We start from the raw sequence: 26,402 nt of genomic DNA on the forward strand, positions 1-26,402 counted from the left end.
GGATTTATGGGCGACACTAAGTTGGCTAATCCGGCTCCGCTGGGCTTAATGGGCTTCGGCATGACCACTATTCTGCTTAATCTGCACAATATTGGCATGTTCCCGCTGGATGGCATTATCCTGGCTATGGGCATTTTCTACGGCGGCATCGCGCAAATTTTTGCCGGGCTGCTGGAGTATAAAAAAGGCAACACCTTTGGCTTAACCGCCTTTACCTCTTACGGCTCTTTCTGGCTCACCCTGGTGGCGATCCTGATTATGCCAAAAATGGGCCTGGCGGATGCCGCCAACGCGCACTTCCTCGGTGTTTACCTGGGGATATGGGGCGTGTTCACCCTGTTTATGTTCTTCGGCACGCTGAAAGGCGCACGTATGCTGCAGTTCGTGTTCCTGAGCCTGACGGTGCTGTTTGCGCTGCTGTGCGTGGGACACCTGGTGGATAACGAAAGCATCGTGCACGTGGCAGGCTGGATTGGTCTGGTCTGCGGCGCAAGCGCGATCTATCTGGCAATGGGTGAAGTGCTGAACGAGCAGTACGGCCGTACCGTGCTGCCGATTGGCGAAAGGATCTAATCTATCCGATGCTCCAGCGGTTAACGCAGGAGCATCGTTCATTTGTTCAGGAGAGTACCAGCGCGTCGAGCGCCTCTTCGGATAAGCCGGTCAGCTGTATGATCTGCGCGCGCTCCATCCCCTGGTTCAGCATAGCCAGAGCAATGCGAATTGTGGCCTCCTGACGTCCTTCAAGGACGCCTTCTCCGTGGCCTTCCTGTCTAAGTTGTTCTGCAATAGTCATTAAAATACCCTTATGTTGCGGGGCTTTTTTCGCCAGCAAACGAATTAGCGCACCCTGATCTACACTATTTCCAGCCTGAACAAGATAGTTAATAGCACTTCTGAGCTGCTGTCCGGTAGTGTATCCCTCTAAAAGTAGGGAAACCAAATGCTCATGAAATACCATGAGATCCCGCGCACGAATATGTTTCTGTAAAAACTCAAGGAGCGCCACTCTGCGATGAGTCAGGATGCTATCGTCGGGGATGACCGTACGTTGAGCCTGCCCGGAGTATTCACCTCATTCTGGCTTTTGTCAGAATGAGGTGAATACCTTGCGAAGAGGCCCGGAAAAAACGCAGCTAGCGGAAAACTATAAGGATGTTTGCTTAAGTTCACCGCGCGGCGGAATTTCTTGCGAGTTCAGATCCTGCCGCAGCCAGATCCCTAATGCTAAGCCCACCAGCGCCAGCGCCAGCACGTACCAGGCCGGAGCCAGCGGCGAGACGCCCATCAGTAGGGTAACCGCAATCGGCGTCAGTCCGCCAAAGATGGCGTAAGAGACGTTGTAGGAGAAGGAGATCCCGGTAAAGCGCACCTCAGCAGGAAACGCCCGCACCATGACGTAGGGCACCGCGCCAACGACCCCGACGCCCAGCCCTGCCAGGCCATAGAGCAGAGAGAGATGCTCCGGGTGCGTACCGGCGAAGTGATAGAAGATACCGCTGGTGCAGGCCAGCAGAATGCTGCCGACGATAAAGGTTCTGCTCGCCCCAAAGCGATCCGCCGCCAGCCCAGCCAGCAGACAGCCAATGCAGAGCATAATGGTCGCCACGCTGTTGGCCTGCAGAGTCAGAGCCGGAGCAAGCCCGTACTGCTTTTGCAGCCACACCGGCGACATCAGGATCACCACCACGATGCAGGCGGAGAGCAGCCAGGTGAGCAGCATTGAGATCGCCACCGCCCTCTTATGCTTCACCACCACCGCCTTCACCGGCAGCTCCTGGGCCAGAGCCTTACGCTGCTGCATCTCCAGGAAGATCGGCGTCTCCTGCAGCCAGCGGCGCAGGTACATTGCCACCAGGCCAAAGGCACCGCCGAGCAGGAACGGAATACGCCAGCCAAAGTCGTGCAGCATCTCCGGTGTCATTGTGCGGTTCACCACCGTGGCAACCACCGACCCCAGCAGGATGCCCACGGTCAGTCCCGCCGTCAGGGTACCGCAGGCGATGCCGATCCGGCGGGCAGGCACGTGCTCAGCAACAAAAACCCATGCGCCCGGCACTTCGCCGCCGATCGCCGCGCCCTGTAAAAGACGCATCAGCAGTAGGAGCAGCGGTGCGGCAATACCGATAGAGGCGTAGGTGGGCAGCAGGCCAATCGCCAGGGTCGGTACCGCCATCAGCAGGATGCTCAGGGTAAACATCTTTTTACGCCCGACCAGATCGCCAAAGTGCGCCATGATAATGCCGCCCAGCGGTCGCGCCAGATAGCCTGCGGCAAAGATACCGAAGGTCTGCACCTGGCGCAGCCACTCTGGAATATCCGCGGGGAAGAAGAGCGCGCCGACGACGGCAGCAAAAAAGACGAAGATGATGAAATCATAAAACTCCAGCGCGCCGCCAAGGGCAGCGAGCGAGAGCGTTTTATAATCCTGGCGATTCAGTGGGCGGGCGTTTTCAGACATAGCGAACCCTGTGCAAAGAGGGGTGAATGATTTTATTATTTACGGCATATGTAAACTTAAAATTACTATACCGTAAAAAAATCAGCACGCCACTCTTTAGCGCCCCTATTGCAGCGCTTATCCCGGAAAAGCTCTCTGTTCAGGAGATTGTTTCGCGTCTGGCGCTTTTGGGCCGAAAAGCTGCTACCACCTCTGGGTGGGTTTCCACGTAGGGCCCCTCCAGAAGCTGTAAACAATAAGGTACACTGGCAAAAATACCTGGTACAACGACCTTCCCGTCACTCTCTTTAACCCCCTCCAGCGTCTCCTGGATCGATTTCGGCTGGCCGGGAAGATTGAGGATCAGCGCCTGCTTGCGGATTACCCCCACCTGGCGCGACAGGATCGCAGTGGGAACAAAGTGCAGGCTGATCTGCCGCATCTGTTCGCCAAAGCCTGGCATCTGGCGATCGGCAACGGCAAGCGTCGCGTCGGGGGTGACATCCCGGCGTGCGGGGCCCGTGCCACCGGTGGTCAGGACCAGATGGCAGCTCATCTCATCCACCAGCTCGCACAGCGTCTGCTCGATGATCGCTTGCTCGTCCGGAATAAGACGGGTTTCAATAGTAAAGGGGGTTGCGAGGGCAGAGGCCAGCCAGGCTTCGAGGGCAGGAATACCCTTATCCTGATAGACCCCGTTGGAGGCGCGGTCAGAGACAGAGACTAAGCCGATGCGTAACGTATTCATAGTATTTCCGTTCAAACAATATCGATACGGGAATGATACACGCAGAGGGGAATAACAGACAGGCTCGAAAAGCAGGAGCGTGACCGGAGACCCGGCCACGCAGCGGGATTACAGCAGATCGCCGATCATGGCTTCCAGCTTACCCTGGTCCACGGCAAACTTGCGGATACCGTCCGCCAGCTTATCTACCGCCATCGGATCCTGGTTGTGTTCCCACAGGAACTCAGCTTCGGTGATGCGTTCCGGACGCGCTTTCACTTCACCGCTGAAGGAGAGCTTACGCTCAATGGTACCTTCGCTCTCTGCCAGCTCTTTCAGCAGCGCAGGGGCGATGGTCAGACGGTCACAGCCTGCCAGCTCAATGATTTCGCCAACGTTACGGAAGCTTGCGCCCATTACCACGGTCTCGTAGCCGTGCTGCTTGTAGTATTCGTAGATTTCGGTAACGGAGACCACGCCCGGATCTTCTGCCGGTGCGTACTCTTTCTTGTCGGTGTTGGATTTGTACCAGTCAAGAATACGGCCAACGAACGGTGAAATCAGGAACACGCCCGCTTCAGCACAGGCGCGTGCCTGAGCGAAGGAGAACAGCAGGGTCAGGTTACAGTTGATGCCCTCTTTTTCCAGCTGCTCAGCGGCACGGATGCCCTGCCAGGTGGAGGCCAGCTTGATCAGGATGCGATCGTTGCTGATACCCGCGTCGTTGTAGAGCTTGATCAGACGCTTGGCTTTGGCAATGGAGCCTTCGGTGTCATAGGAGAGACGTGCGTCTACTTCAGTAGAGATACGGCCCGGCACCAGTTTCAGGATCTCCAGACCGATGTTCACGGCCAGCTTGTCAGAGGCGTCAACGATCTGCTGCGCGCGGTCGCTGCTCTGGCTTTTGGCCCAGCTTACGGCATCGTCAATCAGCTTGCGGTATTCAGGGATCTGGGCTGCGTTGAGGATCAGAGAAGGGTTGGTTGTAGCATCCTGCGGCTGATACAGCTTCATTGCCGCGATATCTCCGGTGTCGGCCACCACGGTGGTGAACTGACGCAGGGAGGTCAATTTATCCGTCATAATCGTGTTTCTCTTTAAACAGCTTGTTAGGGGGATGTAACCGGTCTTCCCTGATGATATCACGACGCACTGTCAGCGCAACCGCAGACAGTGCCCTATCCTGGAGTATGGTAGACTCAATCAACGACGCGTTGCACCGCGCCAAAAATGGCAGCGCTTACACTGGCCGATCGGCATGAACAAGAGGAATGTGAATGCCAGATTTTTTCCTTTTTATCAATGAAATACTCTGGGAATCGGTGATGATCTACCTGCTTATCGGAGCAGGGATCTGGTTTACCGTGCGCAGTGGATTTATTCAGTTTCGCTACCTGCGCCACGTCGGCAAAAGTCTGAAAAACAGCGTGACGCCCCAGCCTGGCGGCCTGACCTCATTCCAGGCGCTCTGCACCAGCCTCGCGGCGCGCGCCGGCAACGGCAACCTGATGGGCGTGGCGCTGGCCATCTCCGCCGGTGGGCCGGGCGCCGTGTTCTGGATGTGGGTCTCTGCGCTGATCGGTATGGCAACAACCTTTGCCGAATGCGCGCTGGCGCAGCTCTATAAAGAGCGTGACGAACATAACCAGTTTCGCGGCGGCCCCGCCTGGTATATCACTCGCGGCCTCGGCATGCGCTGGCTGGGCATTATATTCGCCCTCTTTCTGCTGGTATATGGACTCATTTTCAATACCGTTCAGTCCAACACCGTGGCCCATGCTCTGCGCTACGCCTGGGAGATACCGGAGCTGCTCAGCGGTGTGCTTTTAGCTGCCGCCACGCTGCTGGCGATAAGGCTCGGCATTCGCGGTGTCGCCCGCATTATGCAGTGGCTGGTCCCGGCCATGATGCTCGTGTGGGTGCTTGCCAGCCTGCTGATCGGCGCATGGCATGTTGAGCAGCTGCCCGGCATCGTCAACGCCATCTTCCGAGGCGCCTTCGGCTGGCACGAAGCGGCGGCAGGCGCGCTCGGCTATACCGTCAGCCAGGCGCTGACCAGCGGCTTTCAGCGGGGCATCCTGTCGAACGAGGCGGGAATGGGCACCACGCCTAATGCGGCGGCCGCAGCGGCATCGTGGCCTCCCCATCCGGCCGCGCAGGGGATCGTGCAGATGATCGGCGTCTTTACCGATACCCTTATCGTCTGTACCGCCAGCGCGCTCATTGTCCTGCTTGCCAACGCGTCGTCGCCGCACACTCCCCTCGATGGCATTGAGCTGGTGCAGCAGGCTATGGTCTCTCTGACCGGCAGCTGGGCCGCCGGGTTTGTCGCGGTGATTACCGCGCTGTTTGCTTTTACCACCATCGTGGTGAACTACATCTATGCCGAAAATAACCTGATCTTTTTGCGCCTGCACAGCAGACGCAACCTCTGGCTGATGCGCGGCGGCACGCTGCTGATGGTGATAACCGGATCGCTACTGAGCCTGCCGATGGTCTGGCAGATGGCGGACGTGATGATGGCGCTAATAGCGATTGTTAACCTCAGCGCCATCCTGCTGCTGTCGCCGGCGGTGAGAATTATCGCCAATGACTACCTGCGCCAGCGCAGGCTGGGGGTGCGCCCGGTGTTTACTCCCCAGCGCTACCCGGAGATCCAACGCCAGCTCGCTCCCGGTGCGTGGGACAACCTGCCGGACCGCTAGGGCAGCAATTGCAACTATCGATCAACACAGGCGCTTTTTTTGCTAAAGTCCGTTTTTTGCGACAGTCTGCGCATATTTTCCTGAGGAGTGGACATGCTGATTCTGATCTCGCCGGCCAAGACGCTGGATTACCAAAGCCCGCTGGCCACCCAGCGCTATACGCAGCCGGTGCTGCTGGATCACGCCCAACAGCTGATTGACGTTGCCCGCCAGCTCTCCGCGCCGCAAATCAAGACCCTGATGGGTATCAGCGATAAGCTGGCGGATCTCAACGCTACGCGCTTTCACGACTGGCAGCCGGACTTCACGCCGGACAACGCCCGTCAGGCTATCCTGGCTTTTAAGGGCGATGTCTATGCCGGTATGCAGGCCGAGACCTTCAGCGACGACGATTTTACCTTTGCCCAGCAGCATCTGCGGATGCTATCCGGCCTCTACGGCGTGCTGCGCCCGCTCGATCTGATGCAGCCCTACCGGCTTGAGATGGGCATTCGCCTGCAGAACCCAAAAGGCAGCGACCTGTATCAATTCTGGGGGGAGACCATCACCCATACGCTCAACGAGGCGCTGGCGGCGCAGGGCGATAACATCATCGTTAACCTGGCGTCGGATGAGTACTTCCGGGCGGTGAAGCCGAAGCTGCTGGCTGGCGAGATCGTGAAACCGGTATTCCTTGATGAGAAAAACGGTGTCTTTAAGGTGATTAGCTTCTATGCCAAGAAAGCGCGTGGGCTAATGAGCCGCTACATCATTGAAAACCGTCTGACGACGCCGGAGCAGCTTAAGGCATTTGATGTGGACGGCTACGTCTTTGATGAAGAGATGTCGAAAAAGAACGAGCTGGTCTTTAAGCGTCGCGAAGGTTAAACGCCGCGCCGAAAGCCCGGAGGCGGCGACGCCTTACCGGGCCTGGAGAGAGCAGTTACCTTTACGCTTTTTGCATCATCAGCGCGCGCAGGGCGGCAAAATCAGCAGGCAGGCTGTGAGAGAGCAGCGGCAGCTCGGCGCGCTCAGCCAGCGCGGCAGGCAGATCCAGCGTATCGCCAAGGATCGCCTCGACGCTCTCTTTGAATTTCGCCGGATGCGCGGTGCCGAGGAACAGGCCGTACTCGCCCGGATGCAGCTGGTCGCGCAGAGCGCGGTAGGCCACTGCCGCGTGCGGCTCGGAGAGATACCCCTTCTCTTTCAGCTCCAGCATGGTGGCTTTGGTCACTTCGTCATCGATGGCAGCATAGCCCAGCTCGTTCAGACGCCAGATCTTACGGCGGAACAGCTCCTCCACGCGCGGCCAGTTGTTCGGCTGGCTAACATCCATGGCGTTGGAGAGCGTCGCCTGGGTCGTATTCGGGCTCCACTCCCCTGCTTTCAGGAAGCGCGGCACGGTGTCGTTGGCGTTAGTGGCAGCAATAAAGCGCTTCACCGGCAGGCCCAGCGATTTCGCCAGCAGGCCTGCGGTGAGATCGCCAAAGTTTCCGCTGGGTACAGAGATCACCAGCTGGTTGCGCGCTTCCTGCGGCAGCTGCGCCACCGCCTCGAAGTAGTAGCAGATCTGCGCCAGCAAGCGGCTGATGTTGATAGAGTTCGCCGAGTTCAGCCCCAAGGTCTGCTTCAGCTCTTCATCATCAAAGGCCTGCTTGACCAGCGCCTGGCAAGCGTCAAAGTCGCCGTCGATAGCCACCGTCTCGATGTTGCCCCCCAGCGTACAGAAGAGTTTCTCCTGTAGCGGGCTGATTTTGCCCTGCGGGTAGAGGATCACCACGCGGACGTTTTTCAGGCCATAGAAGGCGTGCGCCACCGCCGCGCCGGTATCGCCGGAGGTCGCGGTCAGGATGGTGACGGGCTTATCGCCGCTAATGTGGGTCAGCATCTGCGCCATAAAGCGGCCGCCAAAGTCTTTAAACGCCAGCGTCGGGCCGTGGAACAGCTCCAGACAGCCGATGTCCTCCTCAACCTTGCTCACCGGGGCGGGGAAGGTAAAGGCCGCCCGCACGCGCTCCTCCAGCAGCTCCTGAGGGATCTCATCGCCAATAAAGGCGGCGAGGATCTTTGCGCTACGGCTAACGAAATCCTGCTCCAGCATCTCGTCGATTTCGGTCAGGTTGAACTCGGGCAGATCGTGAGGGAAGAAAAGTCCCTGCTGTTTACCCAGCCCCTGCGTTACCGCCTGGGCAAAGGAGACCTGCTCGTTATGATCTTTAAGGTTGTAGAGTTTCATTAATTATCCCAGTACGCGTGCGCCCGCTGTATCCAGCCGGCAAATATGAACGAAGCCTTCCTGATTCTGCAGATAGTGTTTACTCAACCAGTCTGCTACGCGCTGCGCGGTGTCCGGCCGGTCGCAGAGCGCGAACAGCGTCGGCCCCGACCCAGAGATACCGCTCGCCAGCGCGCCAATCTCTGCCACCGCCTGACGCGCCTCTTTAAAGCCCGGCAGCAGGCGGGCCCGGTACGGCTCGGCAATCACGTCTTTCATCAGCTTCGCGGCCAGCTGCGGCTGGCGAGAGTAGCAGGCGTGAATAAACCCAGCCAGATGTCGCCCGTGGGCAATGCAGTCCTGGCGGCGATACTGCGCGGGTAAAATCGCCCGAGCCTCTGCCGTGGAGACCTTGATCCCCGGGTAGGCCAGCACCCACAGCCACTCATCAAAGCCTGGCACCTGCTGGCTGATAATGCCGTTCTCTTCGATCATCAGCTGCATGCCGCCGAGGAAACAGGGAGCTACGTTATCGTAATGAATGCTGCCGGAGATGCGTCCCTCCAGCTCGCCCATCAGCGCCAGCAGGCGCGTATCGTTCAGCGGCTTGCCACAGTGCTCGTTCATCGCCACTAGCGCGGCAACCACGGAGCAGGCGCTGGAGCCGAGCCCCGAGCCAATCGGCATATTTTTTTCCAGCGTCATAGTCACCGGAATAGTTTTATTCATCTCCTGGCAGAAACGCTCCCAGCACTGATAGACAATATTTTCCCGCGGCTCCGGGGGGAGCTTATCCGCAAAGCGCCCCACATTGTGCAGGCTAAAACCATCGGCCGCCTCCACCGTGACGACGTCGCCCAGCAGGGCGCCATCCACCGGCGTTACCGCCGCCCCAAGCACGTCGAAGCCAACGCTCATATTGGCGCTGGAGGCCGGGGCATACACTTTCACCATGTTAAACTCCTAACTTCCATGAGAGGGTGCGCAGCAGATCGGCAAAAACGCCTGCCGCCGTCACATCGTTGCCCGCACCGTAACCGCGCAGCACCAGCGGCAGCGGTTGATAGTAGTGGCTGTAGAACGCCAGCGCGTTCTCACCGTTTTTCACTTTATAGAGCGGATCGTTGCCGTCTACCTCGGCGATTTTCACCCGGCAGACGCCATCCTCTTCAATATTCCCTACGTAGCGCAGCACGTTACCCTCATCGTGCGCCTTTGCCACCCGAGCAGCAAAGGCATCATCAAGCTGTGGAAGACGGGCCATAAAGCTGTTTACGTCGCCGCTGTCGTCAAAGCCTGCCGGCAGCACCGGCTCGATAACGATATCCGTCAGCTCCAGCTCGCGCCCCGTCTCGCGGGCGAGGATCAGCAGCTTGCGCGCTACATCCATGCCGGAGAGATCGTCCCGCGGATCCGGCTCGGTATAGCCCAGATCCCGTGCGATCCCGGTCGCTTGCGAGAGGCTCATACCTTCGTCCAGCTTACCGAAAATAAAGGATAGCGATCCGGAAAGGATCCCGGAAAAACGCTGTAGCTCATCGCCCGCGTTGAGCAGGTTTTGCAGGTTTTCAATCACCGGCAGCCCTGCCCCAACGTTGGTGTCGTACAGGAACTTGCGGCGCGACCCGGCGGCGGCGTGGCGCAGCTGGTGGTAGTAGGCCATCGACGAGGTGTTGGCTTTCTTGTTCGGCGTCACCACGTGGAAGCCTTCGCGCAGGAAGTCGGCGTACTGATCGGCCATTGTCTGGTTGGACGTACAATCCACGATCACCGGATTGAGCAGATGGTACTCTTTAACCAGGCGGATCAGCCTGCCGAGGTTAAACGGCTCTTTCGCTTCTGCCAGCTCCGCCTGCCAGTTATCCAGGTTCAGGCCGTGCACGTTCGTCAGCAGCGCCTTTGAGTTCGCTACGCCGCAGACCCGCAGATCGATATGCTTGCCCTTCAGCCAGCTCTGCTGACGCTTGAGCTGCTCCAGCAGCGCGCCGCCGACGCCACCGACGCCAATCACGAACACCTCAATCACCTGGTCGGTGTTGAACAGCATCTGATGGGTAACGCGTACGCCGGTTGTGGCGTCGTCGTTGCTGACCACCACCGAGATAGAGCGTTCAGAAGAGCCCTGAGCAATCGCCACGATGTTGATATTGGCGCGGGCCAGCGCGGCGAAGAATTTAGCCGAGATGCCGCGCAGGGTACGCATGCCGTCGCCGACCACCGAGATAATCGCCAGCCGCTCCATGACCGCCAGCGGCTCCAGCAGCCCCTCTTTCAGCTCAAGGTAGAACTCATCCCCCAGCGTCCGGCGCGCACGGGCGCAGTCGGCCTGCGGCACGCAGAAGCTAATGCTGTACTCGGACGAGGACTGGGTAATCAGCACCACCGAGATCCCAGCCCGTGACATGGTGGCAAATACCCGCGCCGCCATCCCGACCATCCCTTTCATCCCGGGGCCGGAGACGCTGAACATCGCCATGTTATTGAGATTAGAAATCCCCTTAACCGGCAGGCCGTCGTCATCGGAAGTGGCGCCGATCAGCGTACCGGGCGCCTGCGGGTTACCGGTATTTTTAATCAGGCAGGGGATCTGGAACTGGGCGATAGGGGTAATAGTGCGTGGATGCAGCACCTTCGCGCCGAAGTAGGAGAGCTCCATCGCCTCCTGGTAGGACATGGATTTCAGCAGTCGGGCATCGGGCACCTGACGTGGGTCGCAGGTGTAGACGCCGTCAACGTCGGTCCAGATCTCACAGCAGTCGGCGCGCAGGCAGGCGGCCAGTACGGCGGCAGAGTAGTCGGAGCCGTTGCGCCCCAACACGACCAGCTCGCCCTTCTCATTGCCTGCGGTGAAGCCGGCCATCAGGATCATATGGTCTGCGGGGATCTGGCTGGCGGCGATGCGACGGGTGGATTCGGCGATATCCACGGTAGATTCGAGATAGTGGCCCACGGCGAGCAGTTTTTCTACCGGATCGATCACCGAGACCTTATGCCCCCTGGCTTCCAGTAGCCCGGCCATAATCGCAATCGAGAGCTTCTCCCCTCGGCAGATGATGGCGGCGTTGATGCTGTCCGGGCACTGGCCCAGCAGAGCAATCCCATGCAGAACGTGTTTGATTTGCGCGAACTCGTGCTCAACCTGCTGTTTCAGCCGGGCAAGGGGGAAACCGGGCTGAACCTCGGCCAGGCCTGCAAGCAGGTCGGCAAAAATATGCTCTGCGTCGCTGATGTTGGGTACGGCATCCTGGCCCCCGATGGTCTTCTCAATCATCGCCACCAGGTGGTTGGTAATTTTGGCCGGGGCAGACAGCACGGTGGCAACCTGCCCCTGCCTGGCATTGCTCTCCAGAATCTCGGCAACACGCAGAAAACGTTCTGCATTTGCCACTGACGTACCGCCGAACTTCAACACTCGCATGGTATTACCCCTTGATTTTTGCTCGAAAAAAAAGCCCGCACTGTTCAGGTGCGGGCTTTTTTCTGTGTTTCCTGTACGCGTCAGCCCGCACCGTTACCTGTGGTAATGGTGGTGGTAATAATTGTCAGCGTGCTGATGCTATTCATGGATGTTGTGTGCTCTGTTATATTTATCTGTCTGTCTTGTATAGCTATACGGTTAAAGTATATCCCTGCCTGAGTCAATGAATTTTTGCTTTTTGCCCTTTTCATCGCCTGCGCAGGTCGCGCTGCGCTGACCGCACTTTCCTCCGCACTCTCACCGGATGAAAAAGCGATATCAGCATCTTTTACCATAATAAAAAACGATGACAGCGTTTTACTCTGCAAGTTTTTTTTCGATATCGTGCAGCAAACGGTGCAGCATCGCCGTGTCCCGCTGCTCAAACAGGCCCAGCCGCTGCTCCAGCCAGTCGGCTAATTTGACGTCATCCGCAACGCCCAGCGTCCCCAGTAGCGATCGTGCCCGCAGACGCAGCGCCTTGAGCTGCGCTTCACGCTGGACCACTACCGGTTCGCTGCGCTGTTGCATTAACGATGCTAACTGGTAACAGTAAACCATCACGGCCTGTCCAAGATTCAGCGAGGGATAATCGGCAACCATGGGAACCCCGGTGAGAATGTCAGCCAGGGCCAGCTCGTCATTGGTTAAACCCGAATCCTCCCGGCCAAACACCAGCGCGGCGCGGTCCATCCACTGGCTCTTCTCCTGCATTAGCGGCACCAGTTCAGCGGGCGTGGCGTAGTAGTGAAACTTTGCCCGGCTGCGGGCGGTAGTGGCCACCGTAAAATCGATATCGGTCAGGGCATCGGCGAGCGTCGGGAAAAACCGTGCGTTATCAATAATATCGCCAGAGCCATGGGCCACCCAGCGCGCGCTCTCCTGCCGGTGGGCTTCGCTGTCTACGATACGCAGATCGCTAAAGCCCATGGTCTTCATGGCCCGGGCCGCCGCGCCAACGTTTTCGGGCCTGGCGGGTGAAACGAGTACTATTGCTACATGCATGGGTTACTCTCTGGTGTGCCCGAGGACGGGCTAAAAAGGCAATCAACATCAAGTTATTACGCATCACAAATTTACAAAAACGTAACAGAAATCACTGAATTTGTGTCAGGTAAAGCTTAAAAATTACTACACTATTTACTGGGTTAATTAGCTGCCAGTATGTTAACAGAACAGGATTATCCCTCTGTAACGCATGGTAATCTACATGATGAGAACAATCCCTTGGTGGATTCAGCAAACTTATTAATTAAAGGCTGTAACTACCTGTTTATTGAAAAGATGTTATAAACGCTAGTAATAAGATGCGATGATTTCATCAAACTGTTAACGTGCTACAATTGAACTTGATATATGTCAACCAACCGTAGTTTTATTGGGTGTCCGGTGCGTCTTAACCTGTTATGTTGCTGTTAAAATGGGTAGGATGACAACCGTTTTTGACACTGTCGGGTCCAAAGGGAGTATGTACCCACGACCAAGCTAATGATGTTGTTGACGTTGATGGAAAGTGCATCAAGAACGCCATTTACGTACTTTAGTCATGTTACGCCGTTCATGTTAATTTGCGACATGCATCAGGCAGGTCAGGGACTTTTGTACTTCCTGTTTCGATTTAGTTGGCAATTTAGGTAGCAAACATGCAGACCCCGCACATTCTTATTGTTGAAGACGAGTTAGTTACTCGCAACACGCTGAAGAGCATTTTCGAAGCAGAAGGATACGATGTCTTTGAAGCGACTGATGGCGCTGAAATGCATCAGATTCTTTCTGATAACGATATCAACCTGGTGATCATGGATATCAACCTGCCGGGCAAAAACGGCCTGCTGCTGGCGCGTGAACTGCGCGAACAGGCAGACGTCGCCCTGATGTTCCTCACAGGCCGTGATAACGAAGTCGATAAGATCCTCGGCCTCGAGATTGGCGCGGATGATTACATCACCAAACCGTTTAACCCCCGCGAATTAACCATTCGCGCGCGCAACCTCCTCTCCCGTACCATGAACCTGGGCACGGTGAGCGAAGAGCGCCGCAGCGTTGACAGCTATAAATTCAACGGCTGGGAGCTGGATATCAACAGCCGCTCGCTGATTAGCCCGAACGGCGAGCAGTACAAACTGCCGCGCAGTGAGTTTCGCGCCATGCTGCACTTCTGCGAAAACCCAGGCAAGATCCAGACCCGCGCCGATCTGCTGAAGAAGATGACCGGTCGCGAGCTGAAGCCGCACGATCGTACCGTTGACGTGACTATCCGCCGTATTCGTAAACATTTCGAATCGACGCCGGATACGCCGGAGATCATCGCCACTATTCACGGCGAAGGCTACCGCTTCTGCGGCGATCTGCAGGAGTAAGGCTCAGTCACTGTAATGCCGGGCGGCACTGCGTCTGCCCGGCCTACGGTCACAAATTAATGCCACGGCATAATCGGCACGGCGCTTAGCGCGTTCTTCGGCGACCCTTCTACGACCTTATCGGAGTAGGCAAGGTAGGCCAGCGTGTTGCGCTTCGCGTCGTAGAAACGTACCACCTGCAACTTCTTGAAGACCAGTGAGGTACGTTTCTGGAACACCACCTCTCCCTGCGCTTTCCCGCCCTTCACCTTCTCACTCAGCTCAATCGGCCCTACCTGCTGACAGGAGATCGCGGCGTCGGAGGTATCCTCTGCCAGCCCTAATCCGCCCTTGATACCGCCAGTTTTCGCCCGGCTGATATAGCATGTCACGTTTTTAACATCGGGATCGTCGAAGGCTTCAACCACAATTTTATGATCCGGTCCGAAGACTTTAAAGACAGTATCAACCGACCCAATCTCTTCAGCCTGCGCAGCCTGGCCTACGAGACCTAGCGCGAAGAGTATTGCTAAGCACTTGTATTTCATATTGTTACCATATTTGAATATTACGTTATGTTACTATTTTTCCTGTACAGCTAAATACTTGCAATTCAATTGGTTAAGATTTTTTGCACTGCTCCTCGTTAAAAGCGCACGCTTACTCAAAAAAAACACTGAATGCTAAAATAGCAGGGAATGATATTATTCGCTCAGCTCCGCTGCTGAGTATGACCGTTTTAAGGATGAGGATACTGTATGGATCAGGCTGGGATTATTCGCGATCTACTTGACTGGCTGGAGGATCACCTCGATCAACCGCTGACTCTGAATAATGTGGCGATCAAGGCAGGTTATTCCAAGTGGCATCTGCAAAGAATGTTCAGGGATGTCACCGGCCGGGCAATTGGATCCTATATCCGCGCGCGGCGACTGTCGAAAGCCGCCGTGGCGCTGCGTCTGACCGCCCGCCCGATCCTCGATATTGCCCTGCAGTACCGTTTCGACTCCCAGCAGACCTTTACCCGTGCGTTTAAGAAACAGTTTGGCCTGACGCCCGCGCACTATCGCCGCTCTCCTGACTGGAGTGCGTCAGGCATTCGTCCCCCGCTGCATCTGGGTGAGTTCTCTCTGCCCAAACATGAGTTTATTACCCTACCCGAAACGCCGTTGATGGGGATCACCCAGAGTTATACCTGCTCGCTGGAAGAGATCTCCGCCTTCCGGCATGAGATGCGGATCCAGTTCTGGCGTGAGTTTTTAGGCAACTCGCCTGCCCTGCCCGCTGAGCTGTACGGTCTGCATGAGCCGCGTCCGAGCCTGGAGAAGGATGACGAGCAGGAGGTGCTCTACACCACAGCCGTCACGCCCGAGATGGCAAACGGCCATCTGCAAGGTGCTTTTCCTCTGCTGTTGCAGAGCGGCGAGTACGTGATGTTTACCTATGAAGGACCGGGCACCGGGCTCCAGCAGTTTATCTTAACGGTCTACGGCACCTGTATGCCGATGCTCAACCTCACCCGGCGCAGGGGACTGGATATCGAACGTTTCTTCCCACGTGATGAAGCCAGGAACCAGACACCACCGCTGTATCTTCGCTGCGAATATCTGATCCCTGTCCGGCGTTAACGCTGTAGCTCGTCCAGCGCGGGCGCATCCAGGTGCGAAACGTCACCCGCTGTCTCCACGACCCATCCTGAGGCTAGCCACGGGCTCTGCTGATAATCAATGCGCGAGATAGAGCAGTTGCGCAGCCGCAGCCGACGCTCCGCCCAGGCGGGCAGGCCAAGGATAGTGCTGACCAGACAGCCTAGCGCCATACCGTGACTAACCAGCAGCGGGCGGCTCCCTTCCGGCAGGTCGAGGCAGGTGGCCAGCACCGCATGCATACGATCGCTCAGCTCCTGCATCGACTCCCCGTCGGGAATACGACCATCGGAGGTGCCGTTGACCAGTTGACGACGCCACTGCTCCTCTTCCTCGGTCAACGACTCGATAGGACGCCGCTCCAGCACGCCCATATCCAGCTCGCGCAGGCGGGCATCCAGCGAAATCTCACACCCGCAGTAGTCGGCAATGATCTCTGCCGTGCGCTGCGTGCGCCCCAGATCGCTGGCGATAACGTGGGTGATCCCCAGCGCTTTTGCGCGTTCGGCCACCTGGCGTGCCTGCTGCTCCCCTTTGGCCGTCAGCGGACTGTCTGACTGACCCTGAATACGACGCTCGGCGTTCCACTGCGTTTCACCGTGGCGAACAAGGTATACCTGTAACATGCTTTTTATCCGTTATACTGCGATGAAATTTTTTATATGAGTTGTTTAGATTATGCACCATGTTATCTCAGCTACCACTAATCCCGCCAAAATTAAGGCGATTCTGCACGCGTTTAGCGAGATTTTCGGCGAAGGATCCTGCCATATCGAGTCCGTGGCCGTCGAGAGCGGCGTACCAGAACAGCCGCTTGGCAGCACAGAAACGCGGACTGGCGCACGTAACCGCGTGGAGAACGCCCGTCAGGCGCGGCCCGACGCCGACTTCTGGGTGGCCATTGAAGCAGGAATAGATGAGGACAGCACCTTTAGCTGGGTGGTGATAGAGAGCCGGAAGCAGCGCGGCGAAGCGCGTTCCGCCACCCTGCCACTGCCGGCGGCCATACTGAGCCGCGTGCGTGCCGGAGAGGCGCTCGGGCCGGTGATGTCAGAGGTCACCGGTATTGATGAGATTGGACGTAAAGAGGGGGCGATAGGTGTCTTCACCCACGGCGTGCTGACGCGGAGCAGCGTTTACCATCAGGCGGTGATCCTGGCCCTGAGCCCGTTTCACCATGCGGCGTACCGCTAGCCCTTCAGCAGCACCTTCTCCAGCCACAGACGCAGCTCTGGCGGGGCGGCTTTCAGGCTGTTAGAGCCACGGGTAATCGTCGCGATGCCGGTGCCCAGCTCGTTTTTAAGCTCCCGCTGGCTCATTTCACCGCGCAGAAGCTCCTCAATAATGCGTACCCGCGTGCCCAGCGCTTCGCGCTCGTCGGGGGTCAGCATCAGATTAAGCAGCGGCAGGTGCAGATCCTGGTCATAGGCGTGCTGAAGCAGTTCGACGAAGCGCAACCACTCCTGATGACGCTGTTCGGCTACTTCTGCTGAATAAGGGGATTGCTGGGTCATGTTAGGCTGCCATACTCGTTGACGAGTACAACAGCATAACACAAACCGCCGGATCAGTAACGGCGGCCCCACTCCGTGGCGGTTAGCAGAGTCGGTTTCCCACCCAGGAAGTAGCGGTAATAGGCATCATAGGCCAGCACGTTTTTCACATAGCCCCGCGTCTCTGAGAAGGGAATGCTCTCCACAAACGCTACTGCGTCAATGCGTCCGGCGCTGTTGCCAAGCCAGGTCCGCACCCGTCCAGGCCCGGCGTTATAGGCCGCCGATGCAAAGATGCGGTTATTACCAAACTGGTTATAGACGTATTGCAGGTAGCTGGTGCCGATATCAATATTGGTTTGCGGATCCAGCAGTTGGGCAGGATCGCTGTAGCCCGCAATATTGAACATCTGCACCGTATGCGTTGCCGTGCCCGGCATCACCTGCATCAGACCGCTGGCGCCAACCGGTGAGCGCGCCTTCGGATTCCAGGCGCTCTCCTGGCGAGCAATCGCCATCGCATAGCTCTGGGGAATATCCTTACCGCTGGTATAACGCTCAAAGAGATCGCGCCAGGCCAGCGGGAAGCGCTCCTGCAGCTGATCCCACAGCTTGCCAGCGATGGTCGCCTGCACGCCCAGATCCCACCACTGGCGATCGTAGGCGTAGCGCGCCAGCTGGGCCTGCTCCTGCGGCGTGCGGCCGGTGACCAGGTTGGCCCACTCGCTGCGTGCGGTGTTATCGAGGCCCCAGAACATGAGCTCGCGTACCCGCGCCATCTCTGGACTCTGCACCAGCTGCGGATCCGGCTCGCCTGACGCCTTGTCGATCTTTAGCTGATACTCTTCACCAAGGCGCTGCGCGGCAACCATAGGATAGAAGCCGCGCTTCTGCATCAGATCGTGCAGGATGGTATTGGCTTCCTCCTCCCGGCCGCGCTCCAGCAGTAGATCGGCCTGCCAGTAGCGCCACTCCTCTTTCTCTTTAGCCTCCATGGGCAGGCGGGCCAGCCAGGTATTGAGCCCCTGGCGATCGCCTGTACCTAACGCCAGTCGTACCCGGCGCTCTACCAGCGCCGTTGACTGGGAGCGCATAATGGCATCGTCGCGCCAGCGCGCCTGCTCCTCGGTGATGTCGTTGCCCATCAGCCGCCAGACAACGATATCCCGCAGCGCCTGGGTCTGCTCCTCGTTGAGCTGCTGCGCCGAGGCCAGCGATGGGATCATCAGGCGCGCGTTTTCGACATCCTGACGGGCAACGCTCTCAAACGCCTCCTGGACCATCTGCCGGGTAAAGTCGGTCGCGCCGGTGGTGCGCGCGAAGGTCAACACGCTGTTGGGATCGTTTGCCAGATCGATAATGGCGCTGGAGATGGTCTGGTATTCGCTGGGCATCTGGTTCGCCAGCAGGAGAACGAGGCGGGTATTGCCCGCTTTCATCGCCAGCCGGATGCGTTCGAGGAAGGCCAGCGGATCCTGCGTGCCGGAGGCGCGCCACGCGCCAAACAGCCGATCGCAGGCGTCAGGCTGGCTCTTTCCGGTCAGCCAGAGCGTCTTTGCCCCCTCCCACGCCGCGTCCGGCTGGGCGGTGTTCCATTTGGCGTAGTAGTAGTTGCACTGCGCTTCGGTGGTCGCGGGCTTGTCCGGGCTAAACGCCAGCAGGCCGCGCCAGTCCTCCCGGCGCGCCAGCTCGTTAACAAAGCGCGACTTCAGGTTGCGGGCGGAGGGCAGCGTCGGATTGGCCTGCACAAAGTTGCTCACCGCAACGGCCGGCTGGTTCATCAGATCGCTGTTGATCTGACGGTACTCCAGATAAGGATAGAGAGGATAGTCCTTGAGCTCGGGCATCAGCTGCGCCACGACGTCCATCTGCTTGTTGTCCCACGCCTGCTTGATTTGTGCATAGCGGTTTCGCTGCTCATCCAGTGAGTCAGCGCGTGCCAGGCCGCTTACCGTCAGCATGCAGCAGCCGACGACCAGCAGTCGCCAGGCGACAGGTTTAGCATTCACAGGCACTTTCTCCTTAGAAATAAATTTGTTGGCGCATAACCTCTTCATGCTAACCAGGCATAAGCTAATTCGCCACGCGCTGAACACTTTTTTACTTTTGGCCTGATTTAACACTCGTGACGCAGCTGGCTGGGATTGCACCCCAAAAACCGCTACACTCCGCACTTGAGTACCATTCACATTACGATAAAAGAGGCGAAGTCCAACGTGGCTCAATTCGTTTATACCATGCATCGTGTCGGCAAAGTGGTTCCGCCGAAACGTCATATTCTGAAAAATATCTCGCTGAGCTTCTTTCCGGGCGCAAAAATTGGCGTCCTCGGTCTCAACGGTGCGGGTAAGTCCACCCTGCTGCGCATTATGGCCGGCATCGATACCGACATCGAAGGTGAAGCCCGCCCGCAGCCCGGTCTGAAAATCGGCTACCTGCCGCAGGAGCCGAAGCTGAACCCAGAGCACACCGTGCGCGAATCCATTGAAGAAGCCGTGGCCGAGGTGGTTAACGCCCTGAAAGGCCTCGACGAGGTATACGCTAAGTACGCAGAGCCGGACGCTGACTTCGATAAGCTCGCGGCCCAGCAGGGCAAGTTTGAAGAGATCATCCAGGCCCACGACGGCCACAACCTGAACGTGCAGCTGGAGCGCGCCGCTGATGCCCTGCGTCTGCCGGATTGGGATGCAAAAGTTGAGAAGCTCTCCGGGGGTGAACGCCGCCGCGTGGCGCTGTGCCGCCTGCTGCTGGAAAAACCAGACATGCTGCTGCTCGACGAACCGACCAACCACCTGGACGCCGAGTCCGTAGCCTGGCTGGAACGCTTCCTGCACGACTTCGAAGGCACCGTGGTGGCCATTACCCACGACCGTTACTTCCTCGATAACGTTGCCGGTTGGATCCTTGAGCTTGACCGTGGTGAAGGCATTCCGTGGGAGGGTAACTACTCCTCCTGGCTGGAGCAGAAAGATCAGCGTCTGGCCCAGGAAGCCTCTCAGGAAGCGGCCCGCCGTAAATCCATTGAGAAAGAGCTGGAGTGGGTGCGTCAGGGTGCCAAAGGCCGTCAGTCCAAGGGCAAAGCCCGTCTGGCCCGCTTTGAGGAGCTGAACAACACCGAATACCAGAAACGTAACGAAACCAACGAACTGTTTATTCCGCCTGGCGCACGTCTGGGGGATAAAGTCGTTGAGGTGAGCAACCTGCGTAAATCCTACGGCGACCGCGTGCTGATCGACGATCTGAGCTTCTCGGTACCGAAAGGGGCTATCGTTGGCATCATCGGCCCGAACGGCGCGGGTAAATCTACCCTGTTCCGCATGATGTCCGGTCAGGAACAGCCTGACAGCGGCACCATCACCCTGGGTGAAACCGTTAAGCTGGCCTCCGTGGATCAGTTCCGTGACGCCATGGATAACAGCAAAACCGTGTGGGAAGAAGTGTCCGGCGGGCTGGATATCATGAAGATCGGCAACACCGAGATGCCAAGCCGCGCCTACGTGGGCCGCTTTAACTTCAAAGGTGTCGATCAGGGCAAACGCGTAGGCGAACTGTCCGGCGGTGAGCGTGGCCGTCTGCACCTGGCCAAGCTGCTGCAGGTTGGCGGTAACGTGCTGCTGCTCGATGAACCGACCAACGACCTGGATATCGAAACCCTGCGCGCGCTGGAAAACGCCATGCTGGAGTTCCCGGGCTGTGCGATGGTGATCTCGCACGACCGTTGGTTCCTCGACCGTATCGCTACCCACATTCTGGACTACCAGGACGAAGGTAAAGTGGAGTTTTTCGAAGGTAACTTCACCGAGTACGAAGAGTACAAGAAACGCACTCTCGGCGCAGATGCGCTGGAGCCGAAGCGTATCAAGTACAAACGTATCGCCAAGTAATGATAGCGGCCTTCCTCGGAAGGCCGTTTTTTTATCCCTGCTCGCCCATCATCTCTTTCACCAGCTCCACGCAGCGCAGAAAACGCCCGTCGTAGTCTGACTCTTCGACGTGGATAAAGTCGATCCCATTGTCGTTAAGCATTGAGACCAGCATGCTCTGGAAGGTTTTGCGATCCACCGAGCTGCCGAGACTGCGCAGGCCGTCGGCGACCCACGGGGTATTGTTCTCCAGCAGGATCACCAGATCGAAGCGGTACTCGTCGATCAGCGCCTGCACGAACGGGTGCTCGCGCCCCTCATACTTTTTGCAGAACGCCTGAGTGGTCACGAAATCGGTATCGATAAAGGCCACCTTATTGGCGTACTTCACCGCAAAGTCGATGTACTGGGCCTGGCCGAGGGCGATCTTGTCGTAGTCGGAGTACTGGAGGGCCATCTCATCACCGCCAAGGTGGGAGAAGACGTAGTCGCGCCCGTACTCCCATGCGCTGGTGGTATTGAAGATGTTGGCGAGCTTATTCACCAGCGTCGACTTGCCGCTCGACTCGCCGCCGAGAATGGCCACCGTGCGTACAAAGAACGGCTTCACCTCGGTGGGAATGTACTCCCAGTAGCGGAACGGGTTAGCGCGGATCTGCCCGCCGCTGATATTCATAAAGGTACGTTTGGGATCGATCAGCACCGTCTCGATGTCGAGATGTTTCTCATACTGCTGGGCATCCGCCTCTTCGGAGGTGTAGATCCAGTTGGGCTGGATCCCCTTCTCATCCATAAAGGCTTTGATTCCTTTACTCCACACGTCCCAGCCGTGCGGGTAGGGCTCCATCCCCTCTTCGTTAAAGGCGTGGATGCGGATATTCTTTTGATATTTGAAGGTCTGTAGCAGCCAGCGCAGGCGGTCGGACACCGTGGGCTGCTGGGACATGGCGCTCTCCTCAAACAGCGCCCGGTCGCGGGTCTCATCATAGCCCATGATGACATGCAGCTCATCTACCTGGCTGCAGGCACGCTGCAGCAGATAGATATGGCCGGTGTGCAGCGGGTAAAACTTGCCAAACACCACGCCGATATTTTTCTGCTGCCGGGGAAACGCCAGTCCGAGGAAGCGGTGCAGCGCCTCCAGCTTCTGTGCGCTGGGGCTTTTGATCTTGGCGTTGAGCAGCTGGCTTAGGTAGCCCTTGGTCATGCCGCTCGCCTCCGCCACCTGCTGTAATGTGCAGCCCTTCTGGCGGATGGCGGTTTTCAGATAGTCAAATGACGACATAAATTACGGTGCCTCCTGCAAAATCGTAGTGGTAATTATAAGTCGTCAAAGACGCTTAGCGCATCGGCCAATTTTTTCACGCCAAACACCTGCATCCCGGCCGGTGGTTTTTTTGGTACGTTGGCGGCAGGGACGATAGCCCGTTTGAAGCCGTGCTTCGCCGCCTCGGCGATACGCTCCTGGCCGCTCGGCACCGGACGGATCTCCCCGGCCAGCCCTACTTCGCCAAACACCACCAGATCGTCCGGCAGCGGGCGGTCGCGCAGGCTGGAGACCATCGCCAGCAGCAGCGCCAGGTCGGCGCTGGTCTCGGTGACCTTCACCCCGCCGACGACGTTCACAAACACATCCTGATCTGACATTTGCAGCCCGCCGTGGCGATGCAGCACCGCCAGCAGGATCGCCAGCCGGTTCTGCTCCAGACCCACCGCCACGCGGCGCGGGTTGGCCATCATCGACTGATCCACCAGGGCCTGGATCTCCACCAGCAGCGGACGGGTGCCCTCCCAGACTACCATTACCGAGCTGCCAGAGGTGACTTCGTCGCCCCGGCTGAGGAAGATGGCCGACGGGTTGCTGACCTCGCGCAGGCCCTGCTCGGTCATGGCAAAGACGCCCAGCTCGTTCACCGCACCGAAGCGGTTTTTGTGGCTGCGCAGGGTACGGAAGCGCGAGTCGGCGTCGCCGTCCAGCAGCACCGAACAGTCGATACAGTGCTCCAGCACCTTCGGCCCCGCCAGCGAGCCATCTTTGGTAACGTGACCCACCATCACGATGGCGACGCCGCGCGTCTTGGCGAAGCGCGTCAGGTAGGCCGCCGTCTCACGCACCTGGGCCACGCTGCCCGGCGACGACTGGATATCCGCCATGTGCATCACCTGGATCGAGTCGATGACCATCAGCTTCGGCAGCTCTTCGTCAGCAATCATGCAGATCTGCTCGATGCTGGTTTCAGAGAGCATGTTCAGGTTAGCGGTCGGCAGCCCCAGCCGATGGGCGCGCATCGCCACCTGCTGGAGTGACTCCTCCCCGGTGACGTACAGCGTCTTCATGTTTTCGGAGAGCTTGCACAGGGTTTGCAGCAGCAGCGTCGACTTGCCTGCCCCAGGGTTACCGCCGATCAGGATCGCGCTGCCCGGCACGACGCCGCCGCCCAGCACGCGGTCAAACTCTTTAAAGCCGGTGGAGAAGCGCGGCAGCTCTTCCAGGCTAATCTCTGACAGCTTCTGCACCTTCGACACGCCTGCGTTACCGGCATAGCCGCTCAGTCGTTCGTTGCGCGCAACCGTCGGAGACGCCGCAACGCGCACCTCGGTGATGGTGTTCCATGCCTGACAGGCGCTGCACTGCCCCTGCCAGCGCGGATAATCCGCACCGCACTCATTACAGACAAATGCGCGTTTTGGAGCTTTCGCCACGTTTACCTCGTTAGTTCTGGTTCAGGCTGCCCGACAGGATACAGAAAACGCCCATCAGGTCAGCGTGACGGATAGTGACTTCCGTCTTCTCATTCACTTTGGGTTTCGCGTGATAGGCGATCCCCAGCCCTGCCGTTTTGATCATCGGCAGATCGTTAGCCCCGTCGCCGATCGCGACGGTTTGCGCCAGCGGGATATCGTACTCCTGCGCCAGGCGCAGCAGCGTGGCCGCCTTGTACTGCGCATCCACAATGTCACCCACCACGTGGCCGGTCAGCTTGCCATCGACAATCTCCAGCTCGTTCGCCACGGCAGCGGTCAGGTGCAGCCTGTCGCGCAGGTAGTCGGCAAAGAAGGTAAAGCCGCCAGAGGCGATAGCCACCTTCCAGCCCAGGGTCTCCAGCTTCAGCACCAGCTGGGTCAGGCCCGGCATCAGCGGCAGGCCGTCGCGTACCTGGTGCAGGATGCTGGCATCGGCCCCCCGGAGAGTGCCGACGCGGCTGCGCAGGCTGGCGGTAAAGTCCAGCTCGCCGCGCATCGCCCGCTCGGTCACCTCGGCGACCCTCTCACCGGTGCCCGCCAGTTTGGCGATCTCATCGATGCACTCGATCTGGATCGCGGTGGAGTCCATGTCCATCACCAGCAGGCCCGGCGTGCGCAGGTGTGGGATCTTACCCAGCGGCGCAACGTCCAGACCGGCCTCGTGCGCCAGACGCGTCGCCCGCGGCGTCAGCGATCCGGCCAGGCGGATCACCTGGTAATCCTCGACGCACCAGGCCGCGACGATCACCATCGCCGCGCCAAGGGAGCGCTGATACGCCGTCAGCCGCTGTTTATCCAGGCTGCGGCCATAGAGCAGCCAGCCGCTGCGACCCGCGTGATAATCGAGCGGCATCACCTCGTCGCCGCTTAAAGAGAGCGGCAGCCCAGGCCACTGAGAAACGGCTTCGGGCAGGTCGCGCCAGGTTAAACTGTTAGACATTAAAGCTCCTGTAAAAACACGTGCGGCCAAACGCATCCGGGTAAAAATAACGCATGAGGCTACCCTGTAATCATCGCTTCTGGCAACATGCTAACCTCAAATTTTCATCAGGTAAGAATATGGCCCGCGCAAAACTGAGATTCCGGCTGCATCGCGCTGTAATTGTGCTCATCTGTCTCGCCCTGCTGGTGGCGCTGATGCAGGGGGCATCGTGGTTTAGCCAGAGCCATCAGCGGGCGCGTAACCCGCAGTTTGAAGAGCTGGCCCGTACCCTGGCGCACCAGGTGACCCTGAACCTCACGCCGCTGATGCGCAGCGAAACGCCGGACGAGAAGCCGATTAGCGCGCTGCTGCGCCAGCTCACCGAAGGGAGCCGCATTCTTGACGCAGGCGTCTACGATGAGCAGGGCGATCTGATTGCACGTTCAGGAGAGAGCGTCGACGTCCGCGACCGTTTGGCGCTGGACGGAAAAAAAGCCGGCGGCTACTTCAACCAGCAGATTGTTGAACCCATACAGGGGAAAAATGGCCCGCTCGGCTACCTGCGTCTGACCCTCGACACCCATACCCTACCGACCGAAGCAAAACAGGTCGATAATACCACAAATATCCTCCGCCTGATGCTGCTCCTGTCGCTGGCGATTGGCGTGGTGCTGACCCGTACGCTGCTGCAGGGCAAGCGAACCCGCTGGCAGCAGTCACCCTTCCTGCTCACCGCCAGCCGGTCGGTACCGGAAGAGGAAGAGAGCGAGAAACGCGAGCCGTAGGCCGGGTATGCATACGCGCCGCTTTGTCGTTAATATGGGGACAAATAAAGAAAAGGAAAGCTGCCATGTCCACATTACGTCTGCTTATCTCTGATTCGTACGATCCCTGGTTTAACCTGGCGGTAGAGGAGTCTATCTTCCGTCAGATGCCCGCTACCCAGCGCGTGCTCTTTCTGTGGCGCAACGCCGATACGGTGGTGATTGGCCGGGCGCAAAACCCGTGGAAAGAGTGCAATACCCGGCGCATGGAGGAGGATAACGTCCGCCTCGCCCGGCGCAGCAGCGGCGGCGGCGCGGTGTTTCACGATCTTGGCAATACCTGCTTTACCTTTATGGCGGGGAAGCCGGAGTATGACAAAACCATCTCTACCCACATTGTGCTCAACGCCCTCAACGCCCTGGGCGTAGCGGCGGAAGCCTCAGGACGTAACGATCTGGTGGTCAAAACGGCGGAGGGCGATCGCAAAGTCTCCGGTTCGGCCTATCGCGAGACCCCGGATCGTGGCTTCCACCACGGAACGCTGCTGCTTAATGCCGATCTGAGCCGGCTGGCGAACTACCTTAACCCTGATAAGAAAAAGCTCCAGGCCAAGGGCATTACCTCGGTGCGCGGGCGGGTGGCGAACCTGGTCGATCTGCTGCCGGGTATCACCCATGAGGCGATCTGCGCCGCGGTCACTGAGGCCTTTTTTGCCCACTACGGCGAACGTGTCGCTGCGGAGATTATCTCTCCGGACAAGACGCCGGATCTGCCGAACTTTGCCGACACCTTTGCCCGCCAGAGCAGCTGGGAGTGGAACTTTGGTCAGGCCCCCTCGTTTAGCCATCTGCTGGATGAGCGCTTCACCTGGGGTGGGGTTGAGCTGCATTTCGACGTCGAGCGAGGACATATCACGCGCGCGCAGATCTTTACCGATAGCTTGAACCCGGCACCGCTGGAAGCGCTGGCGGCGAGCCTGCAGGGCTGCCCTTATCGTGCGGCCAGGCTGCAGCAGGCATGCGATGCGCTAATAGGGGATTTTCCCGAGCAGGAGAGAGAGCTGCGGGAGCTAGCGGAATGGATGGGTAACGCGGTCAGATAACGGA

General features: G+C 58.4%; 25 protein-coding genes, 1 pseudogene and 1 other annotated feature. Of the genes and pseudogenes, 9 read left to right on the forward strand and 17 right to left on the reverse strand.

Annotated elements, in window-relative coordinates; translation table 11 throughout:
* The first annotated feature begins 6 nt into the window (after positions 1–6).
* Positions 7–573, forward strand: coding sequence for an acetate uptake transporter (gene satP, locus WFN61_RS07680; RefSeq protein ID WP_144816241.1), 567 nt, complete (start codon positions 7–9; stop codon positions 571–573).
* 46 nt (positions 574–619) lie between these two features.
* On the opposite strand, the gene WFN61_RS07685 is transcribed toward satP, so the two are convergent.
* The 4 genes from WFN61_RS07685 to tal form a co-directional block, all read right to left on the reverse strand.
* Complete coding sequence (locus WFN61_RS07685) at positions 620–1,042, reverse strand: Rpn family recombination-promoting nuclease/putative transposase (protein WP_337038581.1); 423 nt, start codon at positions 1,040–1,042, stop codon at positions 620–622.
* Positions 1,043–1,147: 105 nt separating this feature from the next.
* Positions 1,148–2,461, reverse strand: coding sequence for an MFS transporter (locus tag WFN61_RS07690; protein WP_144816245.1), 1,314 nt, complete (start codon positions 2,459–2,461; stop codon positions 1,148–1,150).
* A gap of 139 nt (positions 2,462–2,600) precedes the next feature.
* On the reverse strand, positions 2,601–3,188 hold the full coding sequence (mog, locus tag WFN61_RS07695) for a molybdopterin adenylyltransferase (RefSeq protein ID WP_238081551.1): 588 nt from the start codon (positions 3,186–3,188) through the stop codon (positions 2,601–2,603).
* 108 nt (positions 3,189–3,296) lie between these two features.
* The gene (gene tal, locus WFN61_RS07700; protein ID WP_144816250.1) at positions 3,297–4,250 is read right to left on the reverse strand and encodes a transaldolase; all 954 of its coding nucleotides are present in this window, start codon (positions 4,248–4,250) and stop codon (positions 3,297–3,299) included.
* A 194-nt stretch (positions 4,251–4,444) separates the two neighbouring features.
* On the opposite strand from tal, the gene WFN61_RS07705 reads away from it, so the two are divergent.
* Together WFN61_RS07705 and yaaA are read left to right on the forward strand one after the other, a co-directional pair.
* Positions 4,445–5,872: an alanine/glycine:cation symporter family protein gene (locus tag WFN61_RS07705; protein WP_144816252.1), complete on the forward strand. Its 1,428-nt coding sequence runs from the start codon at positions 4,445–4,447 to the stop codon at positions 5,870–5,872.
* Positions 5,873–5,965: 93 nt separating this feature from the next.
* Complete coding sequence (gene yaaA / locus WFN61_RS07710; RefSeq protein ID WP_312235200.1) at positions 5,966–6,739, forward strand: peroxide stress protein YaaA; 774 nt, start codon at positions 5,966–5,968, stop codon at positions 6,737–6,739.
* A gap of 61 nt (positions 6,740–6,800) precedes the next feature.
* On the opposite strand, the gene thrC is transcribed toward yaaA, so the two are convergent.
* The 6 genes and pseudogenes from thrC to yjjY all read right to left on the reverse strand — a co-directional run bounded on the left by thrC (position 6,801) and on the right by yjjY (position 13,071).
* The gene (thrC, locus tag WFN61_RS07715) at positions 6,801–8,087 is read right to left on the reverse strand and encodes a threonine synthase (protein ID WP_144816256.1); all 1,287 of its coding nucleotides are present in this window, start codon (positions 8,085–8,087) and stop codon (positions 6,801–6,803) included.
* Positions 8,088–8,090: 3 nt separating this feature from the next.
* The gene (gene thrB / locus WFN61_RS07720) at positions 8,091–9,020 is read right to left on the reverse strand and encodes a homoserine kinase (RefSeq protein WP_257758518.1); all 930 of its coding nucleotides are present in this window, start codon (positions 9,018–9,020) and stop codon (positions 8,091–8,093) included.
* 1 nt (position 9,021) lies between these two features.
* Positions 9,022–11,484: a bifunctional aspartate kinase/homoserine dehydrogenase I gene (thrA, locus tag WFN61_RS07725; RefSeq protein ID WP_337038458.1), complete on the reverse strand. Its 2,463-nt coding sequence runs from the start codon at positions 11,482–11,484 to the stop codon at positions 9,022–9,024.
* Positions 11,485–11,508: 24 nt separating this feature from the next.
* Positions 11,509–11,629: a sequence feature (Thr leader region), on the reverse strand.
* Complete coding sequence (gene thrL / locus WFN61_RS07730) at positions 11,565–11,630, reverse strand: thr operon leader peptide (RefSeq protein ID WP_257758653.1); 66 nt, start codon at positions 11,628–11,630, stop codon at positions 11,565–11,567. It overlaps the preceding feature by 65 nt.
* 211 nt (positions 11,631–11,841) lie before the next feature.
* Entirely contained in the window at positions 11,842–12,528 is a 687-nt protein-coding gene (locus tag WFN61_RS07735; RefSeq protein ID WP_144816263.1) for a tRNA/rRNA methyltransferase, read from the reverse strand.
* 399 nt (positions 12,529–12,927) lie between these two features.
* Positions 12,928–13,071: pseudogene (yjjY, locus tag WFN61_RS07740) on the reverse strand (protein YjjY).
* Between the two features lie 95 nt (positions 13,072–13,166).
* On the opposite strand from yjjY, the gene arcA reads away from it, so the two are divergent.
* Positions 13,167–13,883: a two-component system response regulator ArcA gene (arcA, locus tag WFN61_RS07745; protein WP_144816265.1), complete on the forward strand. Its 717-nt coding sequence runs from the start codon at positions 13,167–13,169 to the stop codon at positions 13,881–13,883.
* 56 nt (positions 13,884–13,939) lie between these two features.
* Here the strand turns inward: arcA and creA are convergent, their stop codons facing one another.
* Positions 13,940–14,410 (reverse strand): protein CreA, encoded by a 471-nt coding sequence (gene creA / locus WFN61_RS07750; protein WP_144816267.1) that lies wholly within the window; start codon positions 14,408–14,410, stop codon positions 13,940–13,942.
* 210 nt (positions 14,411–14,620) lie between these two features.
* Here creA and robA point away from each other — a divergent pair, with 210 nt between their 5' ends.
* Positions 14,621–15,490 carry an MDR efflux pump AcrAB transcriptional activator RobA gene (gene robA / locus WFN61_RS07755; protein ID WP_144816269.1) on the forward strand — a complete coding sequence of 290 codons (870 nt, stop codon included), beginning with the start codon at positions 14,621–14,623 and terminating at the stop codon, positions 15,488–15,490.
* Here the strand turns inward: robA and gpmB are convergent.
* On the reverse strand, positions 15,487–16,134 hold the full coding sequence (gene gpmB / locus WFN61_RS07760) for a 2,3-diphosphoglycerate-dependent phosphoglycerate mutase GpmB (RefSeq protein ID WP_144816272.1): 648 nt from the start codon (positions 16,132–16,134) through the stop codon (positions 15,487–15,489). The genes robA and gpmB overlap by 4 nt on opposite strands.
* A 52-nt stretch (positions 16,135–16,186) precedes the next feature.
* Here gpmB and yjjX point away from each other — a divergent pair, with 52 nt between their 5' ends.
* Positions 16,187–16,702: an inosine/xanthosine triphosphatase gene (gene yjjX, locus WFN61_RS07765; protein ID WP_312235091.1), complete on the forward strand. Its 516-nt coding sequence runs from the start codon at positions 16,187–16,189 to the stop codon at positions 16,700–16,702.
* On the opposite strand, the gene trpR is transcribed toward yjjX, so the two are convergent.
* Positions 16,699–17,022: a trp operon repressor gene (gene trpR, locus WFN61_RS07770; RefSeq protein ID WP_312235090.1), complete on the reverse strand. Its 324-nt coding sequence runs from the start codon at positions 17,020–17,022 to the stop codon at positions 16,699–16,701. The genes yjjX and trpR overlap by 4 nt on opposite strands.
* Positions 17,023–17,075: 53 nt before the next feature.
* The gene (gene sltY / locus WFN61_RS07775) at positions 17,076–19,058 is read right to left on the reverse strand and encodes a murein transglycosylase (protein WP_436880871.1); all 1,983 of its coding nucleotides are present in this window, start codon (positions 19,056–19,058) and stop codon (positions 17,076–17,078) included.
* Between the two features lie 159 nt (positions 19,059–19,217).
* On the opposite strand from sltY, the gene ettA reads away from it, so the two are divergent.
* A complete protein-coding gene (gene ettA / locus WFN61_RS07780) occupies positions 19,218–20,885 on the forward strand; it encodes an energy-dependent translational throttle protein EttA (protein ID WP_144816281.1) in 1,668 nt (555 codons plus the stop codon).
* 31 nt (positions 20,886–20,916) lie between these two features.
* Here ettA and nadR read toward each other — a convergent pair whose 3' ends face one another.
* The 3 genes from nadR to serB are packed head-to-tail and all read right to left on the reverse strand — an operon-like array spanning position 20,917 to position 24,549.
* Positions 20,917–22,149, reverse strand: coding sequence for a multifunctional transcriptional regulator/nicotinamide-nucleotide adenylyltransferase/ribosylnicotinamide kinase NadR (gene nadR, locus WFN61_RS07785; protein ID WP_238081573.1), 1,233 nt, complete (start codon positions 22,147–22,149; stop codon positions 20,917–20,919).
* A 35-nt stretch (positions 22,150–22,184) separates the two neighbouring features.
* Positions 22,185–23,567 (reverse strand): DNA repair protein RadA, encoded by a 1,383-nt coding sequence (radA, locus tag WFN61_RS07790; protein ID WP_144816286.1) that lies wholly within the window; start codon positions 23,565–23,567, stop codon positions 22,185–22,187.
* Between the two features lie 10 nt (positions 23,568–23,577).
* The gene (gene serB, locus WFN61_RS07795) at positions 23,578–24,549 is read right to left on the reverse strand and encodes a phosphoserine phosphatase (RefSeq protein WP_337038464.1); all 972 of its coding nucleotides are present in this window, start codon (positions 24,547–24,549) and stop codon (positions 23,578–23,580) included.
* Between the two features lie 119 nt (positions 24,550–24,668).
* Between serB and WFN61_RS07800 the strand changes: the two genes are divergently transcribed.
* Together WFN61_RS07800 and lplA are read left to right on the forward strand one after the other, a co-directional pair.
* Complete coding sequence (locus tag WFN61_RS07800; protein ID WP_144816291.1) at positions 24,669–25,316, forward strand: YtjB family periplasmic protein; 648 nt, start codon at positions 24,669–24,671, stop codon at positions 25,314–25,316.
* Between the two features lie 65 nt (positions 25,317–25,381).
* A complete protein-coding gene (lplA, locus tag WFN61_RS07805; protein WP_222888859.1) occupies positions 25,382–26,398 on the forward strand; it encodes a lipoate--protein ligase LplA in 1,017 nt (338 codons plus the stop codon).
* Positions 26,399–26,402: the final 4 nt, after the last annotated feature.

It is taken from the genome of Pseudescherichia sp. AS216 (assembly GCF_037152055.1).
Lineage (GTDB): Bacteria > Pseudomonadota > Gammaproteobacteria > Enterobacterales > Enterobacteriaceae > Pseudescherichia.